The 24,470-nt window shown below is 59.5% G+C and carries 20 protein-coding genes; 10 read left to right on the top strand and 10 right to left on the bottom strand.

The genetic code is table 11. The features are described from left to right. Positions 1–29 precede the first annotated feature (29 nt). Positions 30–1,208 carry a vWA domain-containing protein gene (locus ASD60_RS21935; protein WP_056855987.1) on the bottom strand — a complete coding sequence of 393 codons (1,179 nt, stop codon included), beginning with the start codon at positions 1,206–1,208 and terminating at the stop codon, positions 30–32. A gap of 24 nt (positions 1,209–1,232) precedes the next feature. Beyond that, positions 1,233–2,078: an AAA family ATPase gene (locus tag ASD60_RS21930; protein WP_056855986.1), complete on the bottom strand. Its 846-nt coding sequence runs from the start codon at positions 2,076–2,078 to the stop codon at positions 1,233–1,235. 203 nt (positions 2,079–2,281) lie between these two features. Between ASD60_RS21930 and ASD60_RS21925 the strand changes: the two genes are divergently transcribed. Beyond that, entirely contained in the window at positions 2,282–2,512 is a 231-nt protein-coding gene (locus ASD60_RS21925; RefSeq protein WP_056855985.1) for a DUF4160 domain-containing protein, read from the top strand. Next, the gene (locus tag ASD60_RS21920) at positions 2,500–3,000 is read left to right on the top strand and encodes a DUF2442 domain-containing protein (RefSeq protein WP_056855984.1); all 501 of its coding nucleotides are present in this window, start codon (positions 2,500–2,502) and stop codon (positions 2,998–3,000) included. Before ASD60_RS21925 ends, ASD60_RS21920 begins: the two co-directional genes overlap by 13 nt. Here the strand turns inward: ASD60_RS21920 and ASD60_RS21915 are convergent. Next, positions 2,997–4,103 (bottom strand): DUF748 domain-containing protein, encoded by a 1,107-nt coding sequence (locus ASD60_RS21915; RefSeq protein ID WP_442966017.1) that lies wholly within the window; start codon positions 4,101–4,103, stop codon positions 2,997–2,999. The genes ASD60_RS21920 and ASD60_RS21915 overlap by 4 nt on opposite strands. Before the next feature lie 98 nt (positions 4,104–4,201). Between ASD60_RS21915 and cysK the strand changes: the two genes are divergently transcribed. Both cysK and ASD60_RS21905 read left to right on the top strand, forming a co-directional pair. Further along, on the top strand, positions 4,202–5,176 hold the full coding sequence (cysK, locus tag ASD60_RS21910) for a cysteine synthase A (protein ID WP_056855982.1): 975 nt from the start codon (positions 4,202–4,204) through the stop codon (positions 5,174–5,176). 231 nt (positions 5,177–5,407) lie between these two features. Continuing rightward, positions 5,408–6,346 (top strand): aspartyl/asparaginyl beta-hydroxylase domain-containing protein, encoded by a 939-nt coding sequence (locus ASD60_RS21905; protein ID WP_056855981.1) that lies wholly within the window; start codon positions 5,408–5,410, stop codon positions 6,344–6,346. Positions 6,347–6,385: 39 nt separating this feature from the next. Here ASD60_RS21905 and ASD60_RS29205 read toward each other — a convergent pair whose 3' ends face one another. From ASD60_RS29205 to ASD60_RS21880, 6 genes are all read right to left on the bottom strand, one after another. Next, the gene (locus tag ASD60_RS29205) at positions 6,386–6,562 is read right to left on the bottom strand and encodes a hypothetical protein (RefSeq protein WP_177336597.1); all 177 of its coding nucleotides are present in this window, start codon (positions 6,560–6,562) and stop codon (positions 6,386–6,388) included. A 35-nt stretch (positions 6,563–6,597) separates the two neighbouring features. Then, positions 6,598–7,143, bottom strand: a complete 546-nt coding sequence (locus ASD60_RS21900; RefSeq protein WP_056855980.1) for a hypothetical protein — start codon at positions 7,141–7,143, stop codon at positions 6,598–6,600. A gap of 159 nt (positions 7,144–7,302) precedes the next feature. Beyond that, positions 7,303–8,244 (bottom strand): LysR family transcriptional regulator, encoded by a 942-nt coding sequence (locus ASD60_RS21895; protein WP_056855979.1) that lies wholly within the window; start codon positions 8,242–8,244, stop codon positions 7,303–7,305. Between the two features lie 69 nt (positions 8,245–8,313). Continuing rightward, positions 8,314–9,843, bottom strand: a complete 1,530-nt coding sequence (locus ASD60_RS21890; RefSeq protein ID WP_056855978.1) for a tripartite tricarboxylate transporter permease — start codon at positions 9,841–9,843, stop codon at positions 8,314–8,316. Then, positions 9,840–10,373 carry a tripartite tricarboxylate transporter TctB family protein gene (locus ASD60_RS21885; RefSeq protein ID WP_056855977.1) on the bottom strand — a complete coding sequence of 178 codons (534 nt, stop codon included), beginning with the start codon at positions 10,371–10,373 and terminating at the stop codon, positions 9,840–9,842. Before ASD60_RS21885 ends, ASD60_RS21890 begins: the two co-directional genes overlap by 4 nt. 52 nt (positions 10,374–10,425) lie before the next feature. After that, positions 10,426–11,442, bottom strand: a complete 1,017-nt coding sequence (locus ASD60_RS21880) for a Bug family tripartite tricarboxylate transporter substrate binding protein (protein WP_056855976.1) — start codon at positions 11,440–11,442, stop codon at positions 10,426–10,428. A 377-nt stretch (positions 11,443–11,819) separates the two neighbouring features. Between ASD60_RS21880 and ASD60_RS21875 the strand changes: the two genes are divergently transcribed. The 4 genes from ASD60_RS21875 (at position 11,820) to ASD60_RS21860 (ending at position 17,106) form a co-directional block, all read left to right on the top strand. Continuing rightward, positions 11,820–12,824 carry a 4-hydroxythreonine-4-phosphate dehydrogenase PdxA gene (locus tag ASD60_RS21875; protein ID WP_056855975.1) on the top strand — a complete coding sequence of 335 codons (1,005 nt, stop codon included), beginning with the start codon at positions 11,820–11,822 and terminating at the stop codon, positions 12,822–12,824. A gap of 326 nt (positions 12,825–13,150) precedes the next feature. Then, on the top strand, positions 13,151–14,326 hold the full coding sequence (locus tag ASD60_RS21870; RefSeq protein ID WP_056855974.1) for an L-rhamnonate dehydratase: 1,176 nt from the start codon (positions 13,151–13,153) through the stop codon (positions 14,324–14,326). A 53-nt stretch (positions 14,327–14,379) separates the two neighbouring features. Continuing rightward, complete coding sequence (gene araD1, locus ASD60_RS21865) at positions 14,380–15,375, top strand: AraD1 family protein (RefSeq protein ID WP_056855973.1); 996 nt, start codon at positions 14,380–14,382, stop codon at positions 15,373–15,375. A 150-nt stretch (positions 15,376–15,525) separates the two neighbouring features. Next, positions 15,526–17,106: an aldehyde dehydrogenase (NADP(+)) gene (locus ASD60_RS21860; RefSeq protein WP_056855972.1), complete on the top strand. Its 1,581-nt coding sequence runs from the start codon at positions 15,526–15,528 to the stop codon at positions 17,104–17,106. Between the two features lie 131 nt (positions 17,107–17,237). Here the strand turns inward: ASD60_RS21860 and ASD60_RS21855 are convergent, their stop codons facing one another. Then, positions 17,238–18,146, bottom strand: coding sequence for a DMT family transporter (locus ASD60_RS21855; RefSeq protein ID WP_056855971.1), 909 nt, complete (start codon positions 18,144–18,146; stop codon positions 17,238–17,240). Between the two features lie 179 nt (positions 18,147–18,325). On the opposite strand from ASD60_RS21855, the gene aceK reads away from it, so the two are divergent. Both aceK and hrpA read left to right on the top strand, forming a co-directional pair. Then, a complete protein-coding gene (gene aceK / locus ASD60_RS21850; RefSeq protein ID WP_056855970.1) occupies positions 18,326–20,044 on the top strand; it encodes a bifunctional isocitrate dehydrogenase kinase/phosphatase in 1,719 nt (572 codons plus the stop codon). A 230-nt stretch (positions 20,045–20,274) separates the two neighbouring features. Further along, entirely contained in the window at positions 20,275–24,186 is a 3,912-nt protein-coding gene (gene hrpA, locus ASD60_RS21845; RefSeq protein ID WP_056855969.1) for an ATP-dependent RNA helicase HrpA, read from the top strand. Positions 24,187–24,470 lie beyond the last annotated feature (284 nt).

Below are 24,470 nucleotides of genomic sequence, written 5' to 3'. Positions count from 1 at the left end.
CGCGATGGCGTCAGACCAGGCAACACAAATCACTTGGAAAGAAACCGCATTCCTTCCTCCAACCCGCGCAAGGTCAGCGGATACATCTGGTCATCGATCAAGTCCCGCACAATATTGGTCGATGAGGTATAGCCCCAGGTGTCCTTCGGGTACGGGTTGATCCAGATGAGTTTCTTGTACTTTTCCTTGAACCGCTGCATCCACACATAACCGGCTTCTTCGTTCCAGTGCTCGACACTGCCACCGGCCTGGGTGATTTCATACGGCGCCATGGCGGCGTCGCCGATGAAGATCACTTTGTAGTCGGCGCCGTACTTGTGCAGCAGGTCCATGGTCGAGGTGCGCTCGGACGTGCGGCGCATGTTGTTCTTCCACACCGATTCATAAATGAAGTTGTGGAAGTAGAAGTACTCCAGATGCTTGAACTCGGTCTTGCAGGCCGAGAACAGCTCTTCGCAGATCTTCACGTGCGCATCCATCGAACCGCCGATATCGAACAGCAGCAGCAACTTGACGGTGTTGCGCCGCTCCGGTCGCATCTGGATGTTCAGCAACCCCGCGTCCTTGGCGGTGTGGTCGATGGTGCCATCGATGTCCAGCTCTTCTGCCGCGCCCTGGCGAGCGAACTTGCGCAACCTTCGCAGGGCGACCTTGATGTTGCGGGTGCCCAACTCGACCGAATCGTCCAGGTTCTTGTATTCACGCTGGTCCCAGACCTTGGCCGCCTTGCCCTGGCGCTTGCCGGCGTCGCCGACCCGAATGCCTTCCGGGTTGAAACCACCGGAACCGAACGGGCTGGTGCCACCGGTGCCGATCCATTTGTTGCCACCGGCATGGCGTTCCTTCTGTTCTTCCAGGCGTTTCTTGAACTCTTCGATCAGCTTGTCCAGGCCACCGAGGGACTGGATCGCGGCGCGCTCTTCATCGGTCAGCGAGCGCTCGAACTCCTTGCGCAGCCAGTCTTCCGGAATCAAGGCCTGCAGGTGGTCGTCGAGCTTTTCCAGGCCATTGAAGTAAGCACCGAAGGCCCGGTCGAACTTGTCGAAATGCTTTTCGTCCTTCACCAGGATCGCCCGGGACAAGTAGTAGAACTCGTCCATGTCGGCGAAGGTCACGCGCTGTTTCAGCGCGTTGATCAAGTCAAGCAGCTCGCGTACCGAGACCGGCACCTTGGCTGCGCGCATTTCATTGAAGAGATTGAGCAACATGGGTTGACGCCTGTTCAGTAGTGCTTAGCGGCTGCCGCGACGACTCATGAACGCCAGACGTTCAAGCAATTGCACGTCTTGTTCGTTCTTTACCAAGGCACCGGCCAGCGGCGGGATAGCCTTGGTCGGATCGCGTTCGCGAAGCACCGCTTCGCCGATGTTGTCGGCCATCAGCAGCTTCAACCAGTCCACCAGTTCGGAGGTCGATGGCTTCTTCTTCAGCCCCGGCACCTTGCGCACATCGAAGAACACATCCAGCGCTTCGCTGACCAGGTCTTTCTTGATGTCCGGGTAGTGCACGTCGACGATTTTCTGCAGGGTGCTGCGGTCCGGGAAGGCGATGTAGTGGAAGAAGCAGCGACGCAGGAAAGCGTCCGGCAGCTCTTTTTCGTTGTTGGAGGTAATGATGATGATCGGACGCTTTTTCGCCTTGATGGTCTCGTCGATCTCGTAAACGTAGAACTCCATCTTGTCGAGTTCTTGCAGCAGATCGTTAGGGAATTCGATGTCGGCCTTGTCAATTTCATCGATCAGCAGGATCACCCGTTCGTCGGACTCGAAGGCTTCCCAGAGCTTGCCTTTTTTCAGGTAATTACGGACGTCGTGGACCTTTTCGTTGCCCAGTTGCGAGTCGCGCAGACGGCTCACCGCGTCGTACTCGTAAAGGCCTTGATGAGCCTTGGTGGTGGATTTGATGTGCCAGGTGATCAGCTTGGCGCCAAAGGATTCGGCCAGTTGTTCGGCGAGCATGGTCTTGCCGGTGCCCGGTTCGCCCTTGACCAGCAATGGCCGCTCCAGGGTGATGGCGGCGTTGACCGCCAGCTTCAGGTCATCGGTGGCGACGTAGGCCTGGGTGCCTTCGAACTTCATCTGCTAATCCTCGAACGGTAACGCCGACCTGAAGAGGCAGGGCGGGGCGCAATAAAATAGTCAGCCCCGACTATAACGCGCTGCCCGGTCGACTGTGAACGCAGACGGCTTATTCAGTCTCTGAATGGGGCGTCACATCTTGACTCAGTCTCGGCGGCTGGCCAGTATTGAGCTATCGCCACAATGGCGATAGCTTGCGATGCATGTCTACCAGATATCGGTTTCGAGATACCTATCGCATTCAGTTGCGCGAAAAGGATCATCCGCCACCTCACGTCCACCTGGTCGGTGGCGGGCTGGATGTGATGTTGAGCCTGGAAACCATCGAAGTGATGGCGGGCAAGGCACCGCCGCTGATTATCAAGGAGGCGCAGCAATGGGTCAGGGCTCATCAGGCGCAATTGCTGGAGGATTGGAAACAATGTTACCCATGAAACGACCACGATTGTCGGCGGTTCAGGCTTTGCCGGATTACCGGATGGCCCTGACCTTCATTGACGGTCAGCAATTGATTCTGGATTTGAGCCAAGACCTGCAAGCCTTTGCGGGGCTACAACCGCTGTTGGGAAGTGCTTTTGAACAGGTCGTGCTGGGGGATGACGGCTGGTTCGTCGAATGGCCCGAGCAGGACATTCAGATTGGCGCCGATACCTTGTATCTGGATGCTCTCGCGCAAAATGCGTCGGATGAAAATACCCGCATTTTTATCGACTGGCGTGCACGCACCGGCTTGTCACTCAATCAGGCCGCCGAGGCACTGGGAGTTAGCAGCCGCAGTATCAGCCGCTACAGCAGCGGTCGCGAGGCGGTGCCACGTTCTCTGGCTTTGGCGTGTCTGGGCTGGGATTATTTGCAACTGCAATCGAAAAGCCCCAGGGCAGCCGAGGAAAACGGCCGCTACATCGTCACGCGTAAGCGTTAATCGCTATCCGGCTTCGATCGCTCGTAGCGCGCATTGAATGCCTGGATGAAACCATTGCGCAAAATCTGCAAAAACGCTTCGAAAGCGCTGATATCTTGCTGGTGCACGCTGCCGCTGAGTTCGACCCGGGTGGCGAACTGGTTTTTACCCTGATTCTTCAGCACGGTTTCGGTACCGCCCACCAGCGCTTCCCAGACTGATCGGAACAGGCCTTTTTTTTCGTTTTCCACGTCTTGTTGCCAGTTGAATACATCGACGTCGCGCAACAGCGGCTTTATGTAGCCCTTGAGCCGGCCTTTGTTCGCTTCGGCTTCGATCACCACATCGCCATGGCCGGCATTGAAGTCGAACTTGCCATAGGCAGAAGCAAAGTCATTCATGCGTTTGAGCTCGATTTTCCTGGCTCGCATGCGGAATTCAAACTCCTCGAAATTGCTCATTGGATCGAAGGTCGCAGTGGTTTCAAGCGGTGCGTGCCCCAGCAGCAACGCCTTGCCTTCGAACCGTGCGTCGCGTTTGCCTTCGGTGTCGACCACGTTGGTCAGGTTGAAAATGCTCGCGTCGACATTGGTGGCATTCATGTTCACCGGAGGTTTTGAATTGAAGTTACGGAAACTGATTTTGCCGTCCCGGATCCGCACTTCGTTCAAGGTGATGGGCAACAGTTTGCCCAGCTGCGCCCGCCAGTCGGTGCCCTGGCCGGTCTGAGAGTTCTTCTTGTTGGCGCCACCGTCGACGAAGTTCACTTCGGGTTTGATGAACTGGACTTCGGCGACGACCGCATGGTCGTGCCAGAGCGAGTGCCAGCTGACAGAGAGGTCGATCAACGGCGCATTGACGAAGGGTACCGGTACCTTGCCATCGACCTTGACGATTTTCAGCCCGTTGATTTTGTAGGCGCCACGCCACAAGGCCAGGTCCACGTCGGTAATCTGGCCGCGATAATCACCCATGTCTGCCAACCGGTCGTTCAAGTAGTCACGCACCAGGTAGGGCAGTGCGAAATGCAGGACAATCAGCAGCACAACAAGGCCGGCGAGGGTCCATAGCGGCCAGCTGTATCGACGTTTCATAGTGGCAAATCTCTGGCGATCTAAAGCCATTGACTGCACTGGCGTCTGGACGTTCGACCCGACTGGACGCCTACCGGCAAGAGGCTTACCTTGATGCCCTATTTCAATGCTGTCGTAAGGACCCAGCCATGAGCCGTATTTTTGCTGACAACGCCCATTCCATCGGCAATACGCCGCTGGTTCAAATCAACCGTATTGCCCCTCGCGGTGTGACCATCCTGGCCAAGATCGAAGGGCGAAATCCCGGTTACTCGGTCAAATGCCGGATTGGCGCCAACATGATCTGGGATGCCGAAGGCACCGGCAAACTCAAGCCGGGCATGACCATTGTCGAACCGACTTCCGGTAACACCGGTATTGGCCTGGCATTTGTCGCCGCCGCGCGGGGCTACAAACTGATGCTGACCATGCCGGCATCCATGAGCATCGAACGCCGCAAGGTGCTCAAGGCACTGGGGGCCGAACTGGTACTGACCGAGCCGGCCAAAGGCATGAAGGGTGCCATTGAAAAGGCCGGGGAAATCGTCGCGAGCGATCCGTCCACGTATTTCATGCCGGCACAATTCGATAACCCGGCAAACCCGGCCATCCATGAAAAAACCACCGGTCCGGAAATCTGGAATGACACGGATGGCGCGGTGGATGTTCTGGTGGCAGGTGTAGGAACCGGTGGAACCATTACCGGTGTGTCGCGGTATATCAAGAATACCCAGGGCAAACCGATTCTCTCGGTGGCGGTCGAACCGGTCGTTTCGCCGGTGATCACTCAGTTGATGGCCGGTCAGGAAATCAAGCCGAGCCCGCACAAGATCCAGGGAATTGGTGCCGGTTTCGTGCCGAAGAACCTCGACTTGTCGATGGTTGATCGCGTCGAGCTGGTCAGCGACGAAGAGTCCAAGGCCATGGCCCTGCGTCTGATGCAGGAGGAAGGCATTCTGTGCGGTATCTCCTGCGGTGCGGCGATGGCGGTAGCGGTGAGGTTGGCCGAAACCCCGGAAATGCAGGGCAAAACCATCGTGGTGATCCTGCCGGACTCTGGGGAGCGCTACTTGTCGAGCATGTTGTTCAGCGATCTGTTTACCGACCAGGAGAACCAGCAGTAAACCGCTTTCGTTCGGGTGAGGATGGAGAAGGGGCATAGGCCTTCTCCATCGAGGCTGATGGTCGTCAGCCAGCGTTCAGGCCCTGCGTGTTAACAAGTGCTTTGTTGCGTAATCGTTAACACTGAATGTCGGGGCCGGCGGGTTTTTCCCTTGGTTGGTCATGTTTATCATGCCAGCAGCAACGTCGGGTAAATGGCGTTGTGTAACGTGTCTGTCACCAAGGAGCTGTTGATGACCTTTTCCTTTGCCGCGAAGGCGTCGTTGTTGCTGCTGTTTCTGGGCAGTACCCTCTATGTGCATTTACGTGGCAAGGCGCGTTTGCCGGTCCTGCGCCAGTTCGTCAACCACTCGGCCCTCTTTGCCCCTTATAACGCCCTGATGTATCTGTTTTCCAGCGTGCCTTCGAAACCTTATCTGGACCGCAGCCGGTTTCCCGAGCTGGATTGTCTCAAGGACAACTGGGAAGTCATTCGCGACGAAGCGATGGACCTGTTCGACGAGGGTTACATCCGCGCTGCGGAGAAAAACAACGACGCCGGATTTGGATCGTTCTTCAAGAAAGGCTGGAAGCGTTTCTATCTCAAGTGGTACGACAAACCATTACCTTCGGCAGAGCTGCTATGTCCGAAAACAGTGGAACTGGTCAGCAGCATTCCCAACGTCAAGGGCGCGATGTTTGCGCTTCTGCCAGGCGGCAGTCACCTCAACCCGCACCGTGATCCATTCGCCGGTTCCCTGCGTTATCACCTGGGCCTGTCCACCCCGAACTCCGATGACTGCCGCATCTTCGTCGACGGTCAGGAGTACGCCTGGCGCGACGGTGAGGACGTGATGTTCGACGAGACTTATGTGCATTGGGTGAAGAACGAGACCGACAAGACTCGCGTCATCCTGTTCTGCGATATCGAGCGACCGTTAAGCAACCGATTGATGACCCGCATCAACCGTTCGATCAGTGCTTTTCTGGGCCGCGCCACCGCACCGCAGAACCTCGATGACGAACGGGTAGGCGGTATCAATCAGGCGTATGCCTGGAGCAAGCGCTTCAGCGACACATTCAGCGGGGCAGTCAAACAGTGGAAACGCGGTAATCCCAAGGCCTACCGAGCCCTGCGCCCGGTGTTGGCGGTGGTGGTGCTGATGGTGTTGGGGTACTGGTTGTTCGGGTGATTGCCTGCAATAAAAAACCGCTCTCTCTGAGCGGTTTTTTTATTGCGAAAACCTGAATGACTCGCCAGCGAGGACGCCGTCCGGTTCGTCTTCGATACCTGCAACGACGAGCTGCAGCAGTTGGCGCTGGCTGGCTGTCAGTGCAACAGCTGCGAGCCGGTTCTTTGCTGACGATGAGCTTTTCAGCGTGGGGGATTTTTTTGCTACTTTACGCATGCACCCTCCAGTATTGGTCGTTTCTTGAGCAGATTTCACAATACAAGGCTCTCCAATGATTTGACAAGTCGCCCTTCGCCATCGAACTCAAAACCGAGCCGCTGATAGGTCGATACTGCACCTGCCAACGGTTCCTGAACCTCGATAATCCTGCTGCCGATTATCAGGGCATATTGTTCGATAACAGTCAGGGACAGAGCGGCAATACGTTTTTTCAACGGGTGCAACACGCCTGGGCGTCCCTCCAGTCGCACGATCCGGATTCGATGTCTGCTTTTGTTCGGGTTTGCGATACACATCCCGCACAGTTCTTCCCCGAACCAGATGGCAATATCCAAAGCCAACGGCTCTCGGGCCTTCCATCCAATGACTTCATTCCACGAAAAGTGCGGATCTTCCCATTGCTCAAAAGCTTTCAGCGCTGATGTGTCAATTGGCTCAAAACGCACTTTTGACAAGTCGCGAGCGGAAGGGCTGAGCCGTTCCAGTTCGAGTGGCAGTTGGGCAATGCTGGCGCCAACGAGCTTTCTGGCCTGCGACTTGTACAGCTGATACCGAAGATGAGTCCTTTCCCTTGGCATGTGCTCTCTTGCATTCCATTCCCCGTCGTTGGGCGTTACAGCTCCCAATCCTAGGTAGTACCTTCCCACCTGTCGTTACTGGCCTTTTGACCAAGTCATTGCAAACCGTGTCCTTCAATGATTTCACACGAGCAGGCTCAACCCCATTTGCTCTGCCCGTCATTTGCTCAACGCATGCTCGGCCCTTACCGAATTCATGAACGCCTGCATCGCCGATGACTGGATGCGATGACGTCGTGTGATCAATCCATACGGTGGCAAGCGTGCTTCGAATTTGATCGGCAACACAGCCAGCAGGTCGCGGCCGGGATAATCCTCGACCACCGACAGTGGTGTGACGCCGAGCATGTCGGTTTGTTGAATCAACGACAGCAAGGTCATGATCGAGGTGGTTTCGACGATGCTGCTCGGGATATCGACCCGGGCATTGTGGAACACCTGATTGATGATCGCGCGCATCGGGCTCGGGTGCTGTTGCAAGACCCAGGTCATGTTCTGCAACTCGGCCCAGCTCAGTTGCGTCTCCTTCGCCAATGGGTTTTGCGCACCGGCGATCACGCACAGGGCTTCTTCGCCAAGGCTGTCGAACAACAGTTCTTCGGCACGTGCGCCGACCGGGATCCGCCCCAATACGACGTCCAGTTGATCCTGCAACAGCGCCTGCACCAGCACGTCGCTGGTGTCGACCTGAATGCTCATCGACAAGCGTGGATGGCTTTGTTTCAAGGTCGCGATGGTGCGTGTCAGCAATCCCGAAGCCAGTGCCGGGATCGCGCCGACTGCCACCCGGCCCAGATTGCCGGATTCAAGTGCGACCAGTTCTTCGCGCATGCCGCTGAGTTCGGCGAAGACCATGCGCGCGTAGTAAATGACGGTTTCCCCGAACGGGGTGGAGCGCATGCCGCGGGGCAGGCGTTCGAACAACTCGACACCGAGCAAGTCCTCGGCTTCGTGGAGCATTTTGGTGGCAGCGGGTTGGGTCATGCCGATGTGATCGGCGGCGCGGCGCAGCGAACCGAATTCCTGTAACGCCAGCATCAGGCGCAGTTGGCGCAGACGCAGTCGACTATGGATGACATTGGCAACAGGAATTCGGGTCATGGGCTGCGCTCGCAGAAAAGTCTGCGGCAAGCCTGACAACAAATGTCAGGCGTTGCCAGCTTTGCTGTGTCACAGCACCGATTTTGCCTTGGCGACGTGGGATTTGCGCAAGCCCAACAGCGTGCCCAGCGCCTTGGATATCAACGGCCAGAACAGCATCAGCAGCGCTGCAGTGGTCAGGCTGCCGACCAATGGGTTGGACCAGAAAATCCCCAGTTGCCCGTCAGAGAACAGCATCGACTGACGGAATGCATCTTCGGCCTTGTCTCCCAAAACCGCCGCCAGCACCAGCGGCGCAATAGGGTAGCCGAGTTTCTTGAACAGGTAACCCAGCGCACCGAAGCCCAGCATCAGTACGACGTCGAAGAACGAGTTGTGCACCGAGTACGCGCCGATGGCACAGACCATGATGATGATCGGCGCGATGATCGAAAACGGAATGCGCAGGATCGAGGCGAACAGCGGCACAGTGGCCAACACCACGATCAGGCTGACCACGTTGCCCAGGTACATGCTGGCGATCAGGCCCCAGACGAAGTCATGTTGTTCGACAAACAGCGTCGGCCCGGGGTGCAGGCCCCAGATCATCAAGCCGCCGAGCATTACCGCCGCCGTGGCCGAACCTGGAATCCCCAGGGTCAGCATCGGCAGCAGCGCGCTGGTGCCGGCGGCGTGGTCGGCGGTTTCCGGGGCGATCACGCCTTCGACTTCGCCTTTGCCGAAGTTCTCGCGGTTCTTCGAAAAGCGCCGTGCCAGGCTGTAGCTCATGAACGATGCCGCCGTCGGGCCGCCGGGGGTGATGCCCATCCAGCAACCGACCAGGGTGCTGCGCACAATAGTCCACCAGTAGCGTGGCAATTTCGCCCAGGTGCGCAAGATCACCATCGGCGTAATACGTGCGTGTTCACCGCGGAACACCAAACCTTCCTCTACGGTGCAGAGGATTTCGCCGATGCCGAACAGGCCGATCACCGCCACCTCAAAACTGATCCCGGTCATCAGGATCGGCTGGTCGAACGTCAGGCGCAGGTTGCCCGAAACGGTGTCCATGCCCACGGCCGCCATGGCGAAACCGATCATCATCGCCACCACCGTTTTCAGTGGCGGGTTCTTGCTCATGCCAATGAAAGTGCAGAACGCCAGCAGGTACACCGCGAAGAACTCCGGTGAGCTGAAGGACATGGCGAACGCGGCGATTTTCGTCGACAGGAACGTCAGCAGCAACACGCCGCACAAGGCACCGATCAGGGCCGAACTGAACGCGGCGGTCAACGCTTCGGCAGCGCGGCCTTCACGGGCCATCGGGTAGCCGTCGAAGGTGGTCGCCACCGATGAGGGTTCACCGGGGATGTTGAACAGGATCGAGGTGATCGAGCCGCCAAACAGCGCGCCCCAATACATGCACGACAGCAGAATGATCGCCGACACGGGCGACATGGTGAAGGTCAATGGCAGCAACAGTGCCACGCCGTTGGGGGCGCCAAGACCGGGCAACACACCGACCAGGATGCCCAGCAAAACGCCGACCACCATCAGGCCAATGTGGCCCGGGGTCAGGATCAGGTTCATGCCTTGCAACAGGGAATCGAATTCGCTCATTTGAAGTTTCTCCCGGCCAGGGCAATCCAGTCGCCCATCGGACCGGCATCCAGCGGGACCTTGAACCACAGCGCGAAAATCAGATAGCTGGCAAGTACCGCGCCGAGGGACACGCTGGCGATCATCCATTTGCCGTACGGTTTTGCACGGACTTTGTCACGCCACATGAACCAGGCAATGAACGCCGCCGATGCCAGGTAGATACCGGTGAACGGCATGGCAGCCACGAACAGCGCAATCGGTACAAACACCGACATCACTTGCTTGAAGGCATCGCGATTGACGAAGGCCACGCTCAAGGCGTGCCAGCGCACCAGCGTCAACACGCCATTGGCGACGCTGGCGGCGCTCAGCAGCAGGCCGATGTAGAAAGGGAAATAACCCGGCTCGGGGCCGGCATCACCCCAACCGATGCCTTGTTCGACACTGCCGAACATCACCACGGCGCCGATCAGGGTGGTGAACAGCGTCAGGCCGAGTTCGACCCAACGGGTGCCGACCAGCGCCGGTGAATCCGAAGAATGGGACATCAAACACCTCCAGCAGGTGACGGCCGCCCTTGAGCGAGCGGCCCTGGCAACTTCAGTTTTTCAGCCAGCCGGCTTCCTTGAACACCGGAGTGACGCGGGCGGTGTCTTTTTCGATGTAGGCGGTCAACGGTTCGCCTTCGAGGAACGTCGGCACCAGCGCGTTCTGTTTGACGTAAGCCTTGAACTCATCAGTCTGGGTGACTTTGCGCATCAGCTCGACATAGAACGCCCGTTGTTCAGCGCTGACATCGCCGGGCATGAACACGGTGCGTGGGAAGCGATACTGGTCGATACCCAGGCCTTGCTCATGACAGGTCGGTACGTCGGCCCAGGATTTGTCGCCGGCGACTTTTTCGGTATAGCCCATGCGCTCCTTACTGAAGACGCAGAGTGGTTCTACCTGATCGCCACGCCACTGGCTGATGCTTTCGCTGGGGTTGTTGACGTTGGCGGCGATGTGTTTGCCAGCCAGTTGGGTGGCGGCTTCACTGCCGCTCTTGAACGGGATGTACACCAGTTTGCTGTTGTTGGTCTGATTGAGCAGCAGGGTCAGGGTCTGGTCGACGTCCTTGGACTGGCTGCCACCCATGCGCAGTTTCGATGGATCAGCCTTGGCCGCTTCGTAGAAACCTTTCGCGTCTTTCCACGGCGCGCCTTTGTAGCTCCAGAGAATGAAGTCATCTTCGGCCACGGCGGCAATCGGGGTCAGTTCCTGCCATTGATAGCCGAGCTTGGACACCAGCGGCAGCAGGTAAATGTTGTTGGTACCGATCACCAGTTTCTCGGCATCGCCTTTGTTCATCTTCATGTCGAGGAACGCTTCGGCACCGTTGCCGCCGCCCTTGTTGAGAACGATGGTGTTGACGTCGAGCAGCTTGTGGGTGGTGATGATCGACTGTATCAGGCGACCGAGTTGGTCGGTGCCGCCACCGGGGCCACCGGCAACGACGATTTCGACGTTCTTGTCCGGTTGCCAGGCGGCCTGAGCAAGAGCAGGAAGCGCGCCAGCGGCGACCAGGGTGCAGCCAAGAAACAGACGGGATGTGCGACGGACGAATGCATTTCGCATGATGGAAGAGCCTCGTTTTTGTATTTGTTATAAGTGACTTGTCTGCGCAGTGAAGCCGCAAGCCTGGTCCTGAGTGTGGGAAGGTGTTGTCGCCGCGTCTAGTCAAAACAATACATACACCGATAGCCTGGGGTTATAGCTTGTAAAACGAGGCTGAAGTTATTGCAGGGGTGAGCCTGCTCGCAATGGAATCGGCACATGACATAACCCGAGGCTATCGCCTTATTTCAAGTTTTGATTAGACGGTTATCACCAGGCCTTTGATAGTACTCAGCAATGCCGCATGTGGGAGGCTAATGATGTCCCATACAAGAACAATAAAAGAGGTTCGTGCCATGGCTCGTCCCAGCGTGGCCTGAACCCTTGAGGAGTGAAGCATGAAAAAAACCACAATTGCCATGGTTCTCGGAGACCCAGCGGGCATTGGCCCGGAGTTGATTGCACGTCTGCTGGCCGAACCGGAAGTACGCAACAAGGCCAACGTGATCCTGATCGCCGACGAAGCGGAAATGCGTCGCGGCATGCGCATCGCCGCCGTGGAATTCCCCTATCGCCGGGTAGAGTCACTTGAGCAGCTATCGTTCGTTGATGAGACGCCACTTTTTTACGACTTTCGCGGCGACGCGATCGGCGAATTTCCGCGCAGCGAAGCCAGTGTGATTGGCGGTCGCTACAGCCTCGACACGCTGGAACAGGCCCTGCGCCTGACCGAAGCGGGGACTACCGATGCGATCCTGTTCGGCCCCCTGAACAAGACCTCACTGCACATGGCCGGTATGGCGCACAACGACGAATTGCACTGGTTTGCCGAGTTGCTGGATTTCCACGGACCGTTTTGCGAATTCAACGTGCTCGACAATCTGTGGACTTCACGGGTGACGTCCCACGTGGCCCTGGCCGAGGTCTCGGGCCTGCTCAGCCAGGAGCGGGTGGTGGAAGCGATTCAATTGATCGATACCGCGCTCAAGCGCAACGGCCTGGAGAAACCGCGCATCGGCGTTTGCGGCCTGAACCCGCACAACGGCGACAACGGCTCGTTCGGCCGCGAAGAACTGGACATCATCGGCCCGGCGGTGCGCTCGGCGCAGGCACTGGGCATTGCAGCGGAAGGGCCGTATCCCGGGGACACGATTTTCTTGAAGGTACAGGGCGATGCCAGTGCCTTCGACGCGGTTGTCACCATGTACCACGACCAGGGCCAGATCGCGATCAAGTTGATGGGCTTCTCCCGTGGCGTGACGGTGCAGGGCGGCTTGCCAATCCCGATCACCACTCCGGCCCATGGCACTGCGTTTGATATTGCAGGGCAGGGCAAGGCCAATGTCGGCGCCACGCGCCAGGCGTTCGAGATTGCTTGCCGGATGGGCGCCAACAGCTACTGATCCACTTTTTCCAACAACCTGAACTCCCTGTGGGAGCGGGCTCGCCCGCGATAGCGGTCTGTCAGTTACAGCTCATGTGACTGACCAGACGCCATCGCGGGCAAGCCCGCTCCCATAGTTTTTTGCGTGCCGGTTCGATAACCCTTCCTCGCTACAAAATCCTTTATGTGATCACCCCTGGTTATCGCCGGATACGCATAAGTGATTATCCGCAGTCCCCGCACGCTGGCTAAAGTCGCCCCATCGAATGCCGGAGCCCTCCCAGAAAAGGCGCTGTGCACACGACTGACAATGACAAGAAGCCGACAGCCCAAGGAACTGTATTCATGAAAATCAAAGCGATCCGTACCCGCGTATTCGAGTGGAAAGGCAAAGTCGTTCCACCGCAAGCGCACTTCTGCACCAACGCCAGCGACATCCTGTTCGAGCGCGGCGACGCCATGGGCTCGTTCCGTTTCCACGGCTGGCTGGTGGTGGAAGTCGAGACCGACACCGGTCTTGTCGGCATCGGTAACTGCGCCCTGGCACCCCGTGTGGCCAAGGAAATCATCGACACCTACCTGGCCCCGATCGCCATCGGCGAAGACCCGTTCGACAACGAATACATCTGGCAGAAAATGTACCGCCAGAGCCACGCCTGGGGGCGCAAAGGTATCGGCATGGCGGCGATCTCGGCGATCGACATCGCCATCTGGGACATCATGGGCAAAGCCGTCAACAAACCGGTGTTCAAGTTGCTTGGCGGGCGCACCAAGGAAAAGATCTGGACCTACGCCTCCAAGCTCTACGCCAACGACAACCTCGACCTGTTCCTCGAAGAAGCCCAAGGCTATCTGAATCAGGGTTTCACCGCGCTGAAGATGCGCTTCGGCTACGGTCCGAAAGACGGCCCGGCGGGCATGCGTCGCAACATCGAACAAGTGCGTGCCCTGCGCCAACTGGCCGGCCCTGACGTCGACATCATGCTCGAATGCTACATGGGCTGGACCCTGGAATACGCACGTCGCATGTTGCCGAAGCTGGCCGAATTCGAACCGCGCTGGCTGGAAGAGCCGGTGATCGCCGATGACATCGAAGGCTACATCGAACTGAAAAAAATGGGGATCATGCCGATCTCCGGCGGCGAGCACGAATTCACCTCCTACGGTTTCAAGGACTTGCTGGAACGCCGCGCCGTCGACGTGATCCAGTACGACACCAACCGCGTCGGCGGCATCACCGCTGCGCGCAAGATCAACGCCATGGCCGAAGCCTGGTCGGTGCCGGTGATCCCTCACGCCGGGCAGATGCACAACTATCACCTGACCATGTCTACCACCGCCTCGCCGATGGCCGAGTTCTTCCCGGTGTTCGACGTCGAAGTCGGCAACGAACTGTTCTACTACGTGTTCAAAGGCGAGCCGCAACCGGTCAACGGCTACATCCAGCTCGATGACCACAAGCCGGGCCTGGGCCTGGAAATCTCCGATGAATACCTGAGCGACTTCAACATCATCGAGTGACCTGCAGGCGCCGTCACTCAGCGGCGCCCACCCTGACTTTCTGGAGGGCCACCATGCGCCTGATTCAATTCGAAAACGCCGCCGGGGAACGCCAGGTCGGACTCGTCGACGGGGCACAAGTCCAAGTGCTTCAGGGCACCCGCAACACCCGTGAACTGGCACTTGCAGCGATCCGCGGCAAGCGCAGCCTGCAAGAAGAAGTCGCCTCGCGCGGTACAGCGCCGGGCCCGGATTACGCACAGCTGTTGCAACAAGGAAAAGTCCTGCCACCACTGGACCATGAAGACCCGGCGCATTGCCTGATCAGCGGCACCGGTCTGACGCATCTGGGCAGCGCCTCGGCGCGGGACAAAATGCACCAGCACGACGGTGCGGTCGAAGCCGGCATGACCGACACCATGCGCATCTTCAAGTGGGGCCTTGAGGGCGGCAAGCCCGCAGCGGGGCAGGTCGGTGCGCAACCGGAATGGTTCTACAAGGGCGACGGAAGTATTGTCGTGCGCCCCGGCGCGGACTTCCCGGTGCCGCCGTTCGCCGAAGATGCCGGCGAAGAGCCGGAGCTGACCGGCCTGTACGTGATTGGCGACGATGGCCTGCCGTATCGGGTCGGTTATGCATTGGGTAATGAGTTCTCCGACCACGTCATGGAACGGCGCAATTACCTGTACCTCGCCCACTCGAAGTTGCGCAGTTGCTCCTACGGTCCGGAATTGCGCGTTGGGGAGCTGCCCAAGCACCTGGTCGGCACCAGCCGCATCAAACGCAATGGCGAAACGATCTGGGAGAAGGAATTTCTCAGCGGCGAAGACAACATGTGCCACAGCCTGGCCAACCTCGAATTCCATCACTTCAAATACGCGCAGTTTTTGCGTCCCGGCGATGTTCATGTGCATTACTTCGGCACCGCTACCCTGTCATTCGCCGACGGTGTGAAGACCCAGCCCGGGGATCGTTTTCAGATCAGCCTCGATGAGTTCGGCGCGCCGCTGGTCAACGGTATCGGCGAAAGTGCCCAGCCGTTGGGCATCGGGCAGGTGCGCACCCTCTGACAAGGATCGGGAAAATCCGACGAACCTGCGGAAGCTGGCTTGCCAGCGATTGGCCCTCAAGCCCTGCACCGATTTTTCGGATGCCATCGCCGGCAAGCCGGCTCCCACAGGTCGCGTACCCGTTCCTGCAAATCGTTCAGGAAATCTCTTATGACCACGCTTCTCGGACACAACTACATCGGCGGCCGTCGCAGCGCCAACGGCACCTTGCAACTGCAAAGCCTCGATGCGACCACCGGCGAGCCCTTGCCCGGCCATTTCTTTCAAGCATCGGAAGCCGAAGTGGATGCCGCCGCCAAAGCCGCCGCGGCGGCGTACCCGATCTACCGCAACCTGAGCGCGGAAAAGCGCGCGAAGTTTCTCGATGCAATCGCCGATGAAATCGATGCATTGGGCGATGACTTCGTCGCCACCGTCTGCCGAGAAACCGCCTTGCCTGTCGGACGTATCCAGGGTGAGCGCGGGCGAACCAGCGGCCAGTTGCGCCTGTTTGCCAAGGTGTTGCGACGCGGTGATTTCTACGGCGCGCGCATCGACCGCGCGTTACCTGATCGCCAGCCCTTGCCACGCCCGGATCTGCGTCAGTACCGCATCGCCCTGGGACCGGTAGCGGTGTTCGGCGCGAGCAACTTTCCGCTGGCGTTTTCCACGGCTGGCGGTGACACCGCTTCGGCGCTCGCCGCCGGTTGCCCGGTGGTGTTCAAGGCTCACAGCGGGCACATGGCAACCGCCGAGTGGGTAGCGGACGCGATCATCCGTGCCGCCGAACGCACGGAAATGCCCGCGGGCGTGTTCAACATGATTTATGGCGGTGGCGTCGGCGAATGGCTGGTCAAGCATCCGGCGATCCAGGCGGTGGGCTTCACCGGTTCGCTCAAGGGTGGCAATGCCTTGAGCCATATGGCCGCCACCCGGCCGCAGCCGATCCCGGTGTTTGCCGAAATGTCGAGCATCAACCCGGTATTCCTGCTGCCCGAAGCATTGGCGGTGCGCGGCGAACAGATCGCCGCACAACTGGCCGCTTCAGTGACGCTGGGCTGTGGCCAGTTCTGCACCAATCCAGGATTGGTCATCGGCCTTCGCTCGCCGCAGTTCAGCCTGTTTCTGCAAACCTTCTGCGCGAGCATGAACCATCAACCGCCACAAACCATGCTCAACGTCGGTGCCCTGGCCAGTTACGGTCGAGGTCTTGGCGAATTGCACGAACATCCGGGCCTGACGCATGTGGCCGGCAAGCCGCAACAGGGCAATCAGGCGCAGCCGCAAGTGTTCAAGGCCGATGTCAGCCTGTTGCTCAAGGGCGATGAATTGTTGCAGGAGGAGGTGTTCGGGCCGACCACCATCGTCATCGAAGTTGAAGATCGCGCGCAGTTGGCGGCAGCGTTGCACGGCCTGCGCGGGCAATTGACGGCGACGTTGATCGGCGAGCCGGACGAGTTGTTGGAGTACCGTTGGCTGGCTGAAATGCTGCAAGAGAAAGTCGGGCGGATCCTGCTTAACGGTTATCCGACCGGGGTCGAAGTGTGTGAGGCGATGGTGCATGGCGGGCCGTATCCGGCGACTTCCGACTCGCGGGGCACGTCGGTGGGCACGCTGGCCATCGACCGCTTCCTGCGACCGGTGTGCTTCCAGAATTATCCGGATGCGTTGTTGCCCGAGGCGTTGCAGAACAGCAATCCGCTGGGGATTCGGCGGCTGGTGGATGGGGAGGTGAGTGCTTCGGCCTTGTAGTGTCTGAACTGACGCCATCGCTGGCAAGCCAGCTCCCACAGTGATGGGTGTCGTGCACATGATTTGTGCTTGGCACTGAACCCTGTGGGAGCTGGCTTGCCAGCGATGGCGTCATCAGCCGCACTACAAATCTACTTGGCCGCCACCACAGCGCCCTTCATCACTGTGGGCTTCAACACCAGCCACAACGCCACCGCAATCAACAAGCCGCCATAGACATGCGCCATGGACAGCGGCTCATCCAGGAACAACGCTCCCCACAACACGCCGAACAGCGGAATCAGGAAGGTCGTGGTCATCGACTTTACCGGGCCAACCGAACTCAGGAGGCGGAAGTAAATGATGTACGCAAACGCCGTGCATCCCAGGCCCAATCCCAGCAATGATAGCCAGACACTCCAACCGCCCCAGCTGGCGGGTGGTTGGCTGATCACGCTGTAGCCAAATAGCGGCAGCAGGAACAACGTCGCCCCCAGCATGCTGCCCAGCGCCGACAAACGGCTGTCCAGACCGCCGGCCTGATCCAGCCAACGGCGGGCCAGAAACCCGGCAAATCCGTAGCAAGTGGTTGCGAGCAGGCAGGCGACGGCTCCCATCAGCAGTTCCATATCGAACGCCACTGGACCGGCACGGGTCAGCACGCCCACGCCGAACAACCCGAGGAATACGCCGCCGAGCTTGGCGCCAGTGAGCCTTTCATGAAAAAACAGGCCGCCGATCAGCACGCCCATCAACGGTGTGGTGGCATTGAAAATCGACGAATAGCCGGCCGGAAGCACCTGCGCGGCCACCGAATAGAGCGTCGCCGGAATGCCGGAGTTGATCACCCCGAGCAGCATCACGGTTTTGAGTTTGCCTTTGAAATCCCAACTGATGCGCATCAGCCCGAGGATCACCAGCAGTCCGGCAGCGGCGATCGAGACGCGGAAAAAAGCGGTAGGAAGGCTGCCGATCACCGGCGCAATGATGCGCATGAACAGGAAGCTCGCACCCCAAATGGCCGCAAGCGACAGTAATCGGAACAAATCGACAGGGTTCACAGCACATTCCTTCCTTGTTGGGGACGAGAGTGTTGCCGAGCGCCTGATCGATGGCAACCGGAAAACGAGCAGAGAACTCTCAAGCGCCTCAATCCCATGGCGCCCGGAAAATTACGCTTCTCCTGCACCCGCTTCACTGGCTAAGCTCAGGGCTCACGAATTCCCGCAGAGGTCTCACCATGCCGCAGCAATGGCCAGCCGCCGACATCGCCCGCTTGATCCTCGATGGCTTTGACGATTACCGCGAGCATTTTCGCCAGATCACCGACGGCGCCCGGGCGCGCTTCGAACAGGCCAAGTGGCAGGAGGCGCAGGCGGCGTCGGCCGCGCGGATCAACCTGTACGAAGAAAAGGTCAGTGAAACGGTGGGCCGCCTGCGCACTGCCTTTGACCCCGACACACTGGACGTCAGTTGCTGGCCACTGGTGAAAAGCGCTTACATCAGTCTGATCGACTTGCGCTTCGACGATGAACTGTCCGAAACCTGGTACAACTCGATTTTCTGCGGCCTGTTCAGCCATGACCTGATCAGCGATGGCTGCATGTTCATCCACACCACCCGGCCAAGCCTGCGCCGGGCTCGTGCTGCGCAAACCCGCACCTACAAGCCTCAGGGACAGTTGTCCGGGATGCTTGCGAGCATCTTTGCCGACTACCGTTTCAGCGAGGAATACGCCGACTTGCCCGGCGACCTGAAGCGTCTCGAAGCACAACTGCGCGAGAACCTCCCGGACTGGGTGTGCAAGGACCCGGACCTGAGCGTCGAACTGTTTTCCTCGGTGCTGTACCGCAACAAGGGCGCCTACCTGGTCGGGCGCATCTACACCGCCGATGAGCAATGGCCGCTGGCAATCCCGCTGCTGCACCTTGAGGGGCGCGGCATCCAGATCGATGCGCTGATCACCGACGAAGCGGACGTGTCGATCATCTTCTCGTTCACCCGTTCGTACTTCATGGTGGATGTGCCGGTTCCGGCGGAGTTCATCGGCTTCCTCAAGCGCATCCTGCCGGGCAAGCACATCGCCGAGCTGTACACCTCGATCGGTTTCTACAAGCACGGCAAGTCCGAGTTCTACCGGGCGTTGATCAATCACCTGGCCAACACCGACGACCAATTCATCATGGCCCCCGGCGTACGCGGCATGGTGATGAGCGTGTTTACCCTGCCCGGGTTCAACACCGTGTTCAAAATCATCAAGGACCGGTTTTCGCCGTCGAAAAACGTCGACCGCGCCACGGTGATCGAAAAGTACCGCCTGGTGAAAAGCGTCGACCGCGTCGGGCGCATGGCCGATACCCAGGAGTTTGCCGACTTCCGTTTCCCGTTGAGCAAGTTCGATCCGGCGTGCCTGGAAGAGTTGCTTGAAGTCGCGCCATCGACGGTGTCAGTGGAAGGCGACACGGTGCTGATCCGCCACTGCTGGACCGAACGCCGCATGACCCCGCTGAACCTGTACCTGGAAAACGCCAACGAAGCGCAGGTACACGAGGCATTGGAAGATTACGGCCTGGCGATCAAGCAATTGGCGGCGGCGAACATTTTTCCCGGTGACATGCTGCTGAAAAACTTCGGCGTCACCCGTCACGGCCGCGTGGTGTTCTACGACTACGACGAAATCTGTTTCCTGACCGAAGCCAATTTCCGCCACATCCCGCAACCGCGGACCCCGGAAGACGAAATGGCGTCCGAACCGTGGTACTCGATCGGGCCGCTGGATGTTTTCCCCGAAGAGTTTCCGCCGTTTCTGTTTGCCGATTCCGGACAACGCAAGCTGTTCGATCGTTTGCATGGCGAGTTGTACAACGCCGATTACTGGAAAAGCCTGCAAGAGGCCATTCGGGCGGGGAAGGTGATCGACGTGTTTCCTTATCGGCGTAAAGGCCTGGACAGCGAGTAGATCAGGCTGGCTCGGACCACTGTGGCGAGGGAGCTTGCTCCCGCTGGGGTGCGAGGCACCCCTAAAACCAGGCGCCGCGTAGTGTCAGACTTACCGAGATCGCCTGTTAGCGACTGCTGCGCAGCCGAACGGGAGCAAGCTCCCTCGCCACAAAGGCCCTCTCGCCACAGAAGTGGCCAAATCTGCGACAATCGCGCCCTGCGCCACTAGAAGACTGAATTGCATCCCCGATGACCGACGAATCGCCCTCCATCGACAAACTGCTGAAAAACCTCGATCACGCCATGCTCGCCGACCGCCACCGGCTGCGGCGGCAGTTGCTTGAGCTGCGCAAGAAACCCGACGAAGCCAAATTGGCCCAATGGGTGGCGCGCCTGCAGGCGTCCAGTGATCAGGTGCTGGCCCGCCGCGCCAGCCTGCCGGTGATTCGTTACGACGACAGCCTGCCGATCGCCGCCAAACGCGACGAAATCAAAGAGGCACTGCTCAAGCATCAGGTGCTGATCATCGCCGGCGAAACCGGCTCGGGCAAAACCACCCAGTTGCCGAAAATCTGCCTGGAAATCGGTCGCGGCCAACACGGCCTGATCGGCCACACCCAACCGCGCCGGATCGCTGCGCGCAGTGTCGCCAGTCGGGTCGCCGAAGAACTGGGCACACCGTTGGGCGCGCTGGTCGGCTATCAGGTGCGCTTCGAGGATCAAAGCGACTCCAATACCCTGATCAAGCTGATGACCGACGGCATCCTGCTGGCGGAAACCCAGAACGACCGCTACCTGGAACGCTACGACACGATCATCGTCGACGAGGCCCACGAACGCAGCCTCAACATCGACTTCCTGCTCGGCTATCTGAAAACCCTGTTGCCGCGCCGTCCGGACCTGAAAGTCATTATCACCTCGGCGACCATCGATCTTGAGCGTTTCTCCAAGCATTTCGATGATGCGCCGATTGTTGAAGTCTCCGGCCGAACGTTCCCGGTGGACACCTGGTATCGCCCGCTGACCCTGGAACAGGACGAAGAGGGCAACCGCGTCGAGGACGACTTGACTGTGGATCAGGCGATTCTCGCGACTCTCGACGAAATCGCCGCTTACGAGCGCAGCGAACGCCGCAGCCCCGGCGACGTGCTGGTGTTCCTGCCGGGCGAGCGCGAAATTCGCGACGCCGCCGACATGCTGCGCAAGGCCCAGCTCAAGCACACCGAGATTTTGCCGTTGTACGCGCGGCTGTCGCCAGCCGAGCAACAACGGATTTTCCAGTCGCATCCAGGCCGTCGCGTGGTGCTGGCGACCAACGTCGCCGAAACCTCGCTGACTGTGCCGGGCATTCGCTATGTGATCGACAGCGGCACCGCGCGCATCAGCCGCTACAGTTATCGCGCCAAGGTCCAGCGTCTGCCCATCGAAGCGATCTCCCAGGCCAGCGCCAACCAGCGCAAGGGCCGGTGCGGACGGGTCGAGCCGGGCATCTGCGTACGGCTCTACAGCGAAGAAGATTTCCTCGGGCGTCCGGAATTTACCGATCCGGAAATTCTGCGTACCAACCTCGCGGCGGTGATTTTGCAGATGCTGCACCTGCGCCTCGGCGAGGTCACTGCGTTTCCGTTTATCGAGCCGCCGGATGGCAAGGCCATCAGCGACGGCTACAACCTGCTGCAAGAGCTCTCGGCGGTGGACCGCAACAGCCAACTGACCCCGCTCGGTCGTCAACTGGCGCGATTGCCGGTGGACCCGCGCATGGGGCGCATGTTGCTCGAAGCGGCCAAGCTCGGCAGCTTGCAGGAAGTGTTGATCGTCGCCAGCGCCATGTCGATCCAGGACCCGCGCGAGCGGCCGCCAGAGCGTCAACAAGCGGCCGACCAGGCCCACGCACAATGGAAGGACGCCGACTCGGACTTCGCCGGGCTGGTCAATCTGTGGCGCGGTTTCGAAGAACAGCGCCAGGCGCTGACCGCCAGTCCGCTGCGTAACTGGTGCCGCAAGAATTTCCTGAATTACCTGCGCCTGCGCGAATGGCGAGATTCCCATCGCCAGTTGAGCCTGATCTGCCGCGACATGCAGCTGAGTCTCAACAAAGAGCCGGCGGACTATCCCAAACTGCACAAAGCGGTGCTGGTTGGCCTGCTAAGCCAGATCGGCCAGAAAACCGAGGACGGCGACTATCTTGGCGCCCGACAGCGGCGCTTCTGGATTCACCCGTCGTCGGGCATTGGCAAAAAACGCCCGCAATGGCTGATGGCGGCCGAACTGGTGGAAACCACCAAGCTTTACGCACGAATGGTGGCGAAGATCGATGCCGACTGGATCGAACCGCTGGCCGGGCATTTGATCAAGAAAAACCACTTCGAACCCCATTGGGAGAAGAAGCGCGGGCAAGTCGTGGCGTTCGAGCAGATCACCCTGTTCGGGCTGATTGTGGTCGGTCGCCGGCCGGTGCATTACGGCCCGGTCGACCCGGTGGTGTCGCGTGAGCTGTTTATCCGCGAAGCGCTGGTGCGCGGTGAAATCCAATCGAAAGCCAAGTGCCTGACCGCCAACAAGCAGCTGCTGGAGCAGCTCGACGAACTGGAAGCCAAGGCCCGTCGCCGCGACATTCTCGCCGATGAAGAAACCCTGTACGCCTTCTACGATGCGCGGCTGCCGGCGGAAATTCACCAGACCGCGACGTTCGACAGCTGGTATCGGATCAACAGCCAGAAAGACCCGCAGCTGCTAATCATGCGCGAAGAAGACGTGCTGGCCCGCGAAGCCAGTGAAGTCACCGCGCAGCATTACCCGGACACGCTGCACATCGGCGATCTGGAGTTGGCCCTGAGTTACCACTTCGAACCGAATCACCCGCGCGACGGCGTGACCCTGCGCGTACCGGCGCCGCTGTTGCCGATGCTGCCACCGGAACGCCTGGAATGGCTGGTGCCGGGGCTGATCGAAGCCAAGTGCATTGCCCTGGTGCGCAACCTGCCCAAGGCCTTGCGCAAGAATTTCGTGCCGGTGCCGGACTTCGTCAAGGCAGCCTTGCAGCGCATGACGTTTGCCGAGGGCTCATTGCCGCAGGCATTGGGGCGCGAGCTGCTGCGCATGACCGGCGCCCGCGTCAGTGATGAAGCCTGGAGCGAGGCGGCGCAGCAGGTCGAAAGCCATCTGCGGATGAACCTGGAAATCGTCGACGCCCAGGGCAAGTTCCTCGGCGAAGGTCGCGATCTGGCTGAACTGACGGCGCGTTTCGCCGAAGCGAGCCAGGCTGCGTTGGCGGTGCCGCAAACCGCGAAGAGCCAGCAGCCGGTGGAACCGAAAGTGTTTGCCGCGGTGGCCGAAAAAACCCAGCAGAAGATCGCCGGGCTGTCGATGACGGTCTACCCGGCGCTGGTGGAAGAGGCGGGCACGGTCAAGGAAGGGCGGTTCTCGACCCCGGCCGAAGCCGAGTTCCAGCATCGTCGCGCACTGCAGCGGTTGTTGCTGCAGCAATTGGCCGAACCGGCGAAGTTCCTGCGCGGCAAGTTGCCGGGCCTGACTGAACTGGGCCTGCTGTACCGCGACATGGGCCGCGTCGACGCACTGGTGGAAGACATTCTGCTGGCCAGCCTCGACAGCTGCATTCTCGAGGGCGAAGACCCGTTGCCCCGTGACGGCGCGGGGTTGGCGTCGCTGGCCGAGCGCAAGCGTGGCGCCTGGACCGAGCATGCCGAGCGGGTGGCGAAGCTGACGCTGGAAATCCTCAAACTCTGGCATGGCCTGCAAAAACGCTTCAAGGGCAAGATCGACCTGGCACAGGCCGTGGCCCTGAACGACATCAAGCAACAGTTGAGTCATCTGGTGTATCCGGGCTTTGTCCGCGAAACACCGATGCCATGGCTCAAAGAGTTGCCGCGCTATCTCAAGGCGATTGAGCAGCGCTTCGAAAAAATCGGCGCCCAGGTGCAACGGGACCGGGTATGGAGTGGCGAATTGTCCGGCCTGTGGACGCAATACCAGACCCGCGCCAACAAACACGCCCAGGAAGGCAAGCGCGATCCGCAGCTCGAGCTGTATCGCTGGTGGCTCGAGGAATACCGGGTTTCGCTGTTCGCCCAGCAATTGGGGACCAAGGTGCCGATCTCCGACAAACGCCTGAACAAGCAGTGGGCGCAAGTCGAGCCGTAGGCCGGGGCGGATGCAATACCTTGTGGGAGCTGGCTTGCCAGCGAAGAAGGCGTGTCAGTCGCCAACGGTGTGCCCTGATACACCGTCATCGCGGGCAAGTCGAAACGTCGCACCGCCGCTCCCACAGGTTTATTCTGGCGGCTGTAACAGAGGGTTCATCCAGCAAAAAGGCGCCAAAATCCAAGGTTTATGGCAAACTTCGCGCCTATAAACGCCGGCCCCGCGGTTTTGAGCCTTCGCCGCTGCGGGCAGGCCTGAATAAAGCGATGCCAGGTTTGCGTCCC

Origin of the sequence: Pseudomonas sp. Root562 (assembly GCF_001427125.1) — a bacterium.
Taxonomy (GTDB): Bacteria; Pseudomonadota; Gammaproteobacteria; order Pseudomonadales; family Pseudomonadaceae; genus Aquipseudomonas.
This window is presented reverse-complemented; position numbering and strand designations above follow the sequence as displayed.

Coding starts and splice junctions, on each gene's coding strand:
- ASD60_RS21935 (WP_056855987.1), bottom strand. CDS start 1,208: ATGTTGCTCAATCTCTTCAATGAAATGCGCGCAGCCAAGGTGCCGGTC.
- ASD60_RS21930 (WP_056855986.1), bottom strand. CDS start 2,078: ATGAAGTTCGAAGGCACCCAGGCCTACGTCGCCACCGATGACCTGAAG.
- ASD60_RS21925 (WP_056855985.1), top strand. CDS start 2,282: ATGTCTACCAGATATCGGTTTCGAGATACCTATCGCATTCAGTTGCGC.
- ASD60_RS21920 (WP_056855984.1), top strand. CDS start 2,500: ATGTTACCCATGAAACGACCACGATTGTCGGCGGTTCAGGCTTTGCCG.
- ASD60_RS21915 (WP_442966017.1), bottom strand. CDS start 4,103: ATGGCTTTAGATCGCCAGAGATTTGCCACTATGAAACGTCGATACAGC.
- cysK (WP_056855982.1), top strand. CDS start 4,202: ATGAGCCGTATTTTTGCTGACAACGCCCATTCCATCGGCAATACGCCG.
- ASD60_RS21905 (WP_056855981.1), top strand. CDS start 5,408: ATGACCTTTTCCTTTGCCGCGAAGGCGTCGTTGTTGCTGCTGTTTCTG.
- ASD60_RS29205 (WP_177336597.1), bottom strand. CDS start 6,562: ATGCGTAAAGTAGCAAAAAAATCCCCCACGCTGAAAAGCTCATCGTCA.
- ASD60_RS21900 (WP_056855980.1), bottom strand. CDS start 7,143: ATGCCAAGGGAAAGGACTCATCTTCGGTATCAGCTGTACAAGTCGCAG.
- ASD60_RS21895 (WP_056855979.1), bottom strand. CDS start 8,244: ATGACCCGAATTCCTGTTGCCAATGTCATCCATAGTCGACTGCGTCTG.
- ASD60_RS21890 (WP_056855978.1), bottom strand. CDS start 9,843: ATGAGCGAATTCGATTCCCTGTTGCAAGGCATGAACCTGATCCTGACC.
- ASD60_RS21885 (WP_056855977.1), bottom strand. CDS start 10,373: ATGTCCCATTCTTCGGATTCACCGGCGCTGGTCGGCACCCGTTGGGTC.
- ASD60_RS21880 (WP_056855976.1), bottom strand. CDS start 11,442: ATGCGAAATGCATTCGTCCGTCGCACATCCCGTCTGTTTCTTGGCTGC.
- ASD60_RS21875 (WP_056855975.1), top strand. CDS start 11,820: ATGAAAAAAACCACAATTGCCATGGTTCTCGGAGACCCAGCGGGCATT.
- ASD60_RS21870 (WP_056855974.1), top strand. CDS start 13,151: ATGAAAATCAAAGCGATCCGTACCCGCGTATTCGAGTGGAAAGGCAAA.
- araD1 (WP_056855973.1), top strand. CDS start 14,380: ATGCGCCTGATTCAATTCGAAAACGCCGCCGGGGAACGCCAGGTCGGA.
- ASD60_RS21860 (WP_056855972.1), top strand. CDS start 15,526: ATGACCACGCTTCTCGGACACAACTACATCGGCGGCCGTCGCAGCGCC.
- aceK (WP_056855970.1), top strand. CDS start 18,326: ATGCCGCAGCAATGGCCAGCCGCCGACATCGCCCGCTTGATCCTCGAT.
- hrpA (WP_056855969.1), top strand. CDS start 20,275: ATGACCGACGAATCGCCCTCCATCGACAAACTGCTGAAAAACCTCGAT.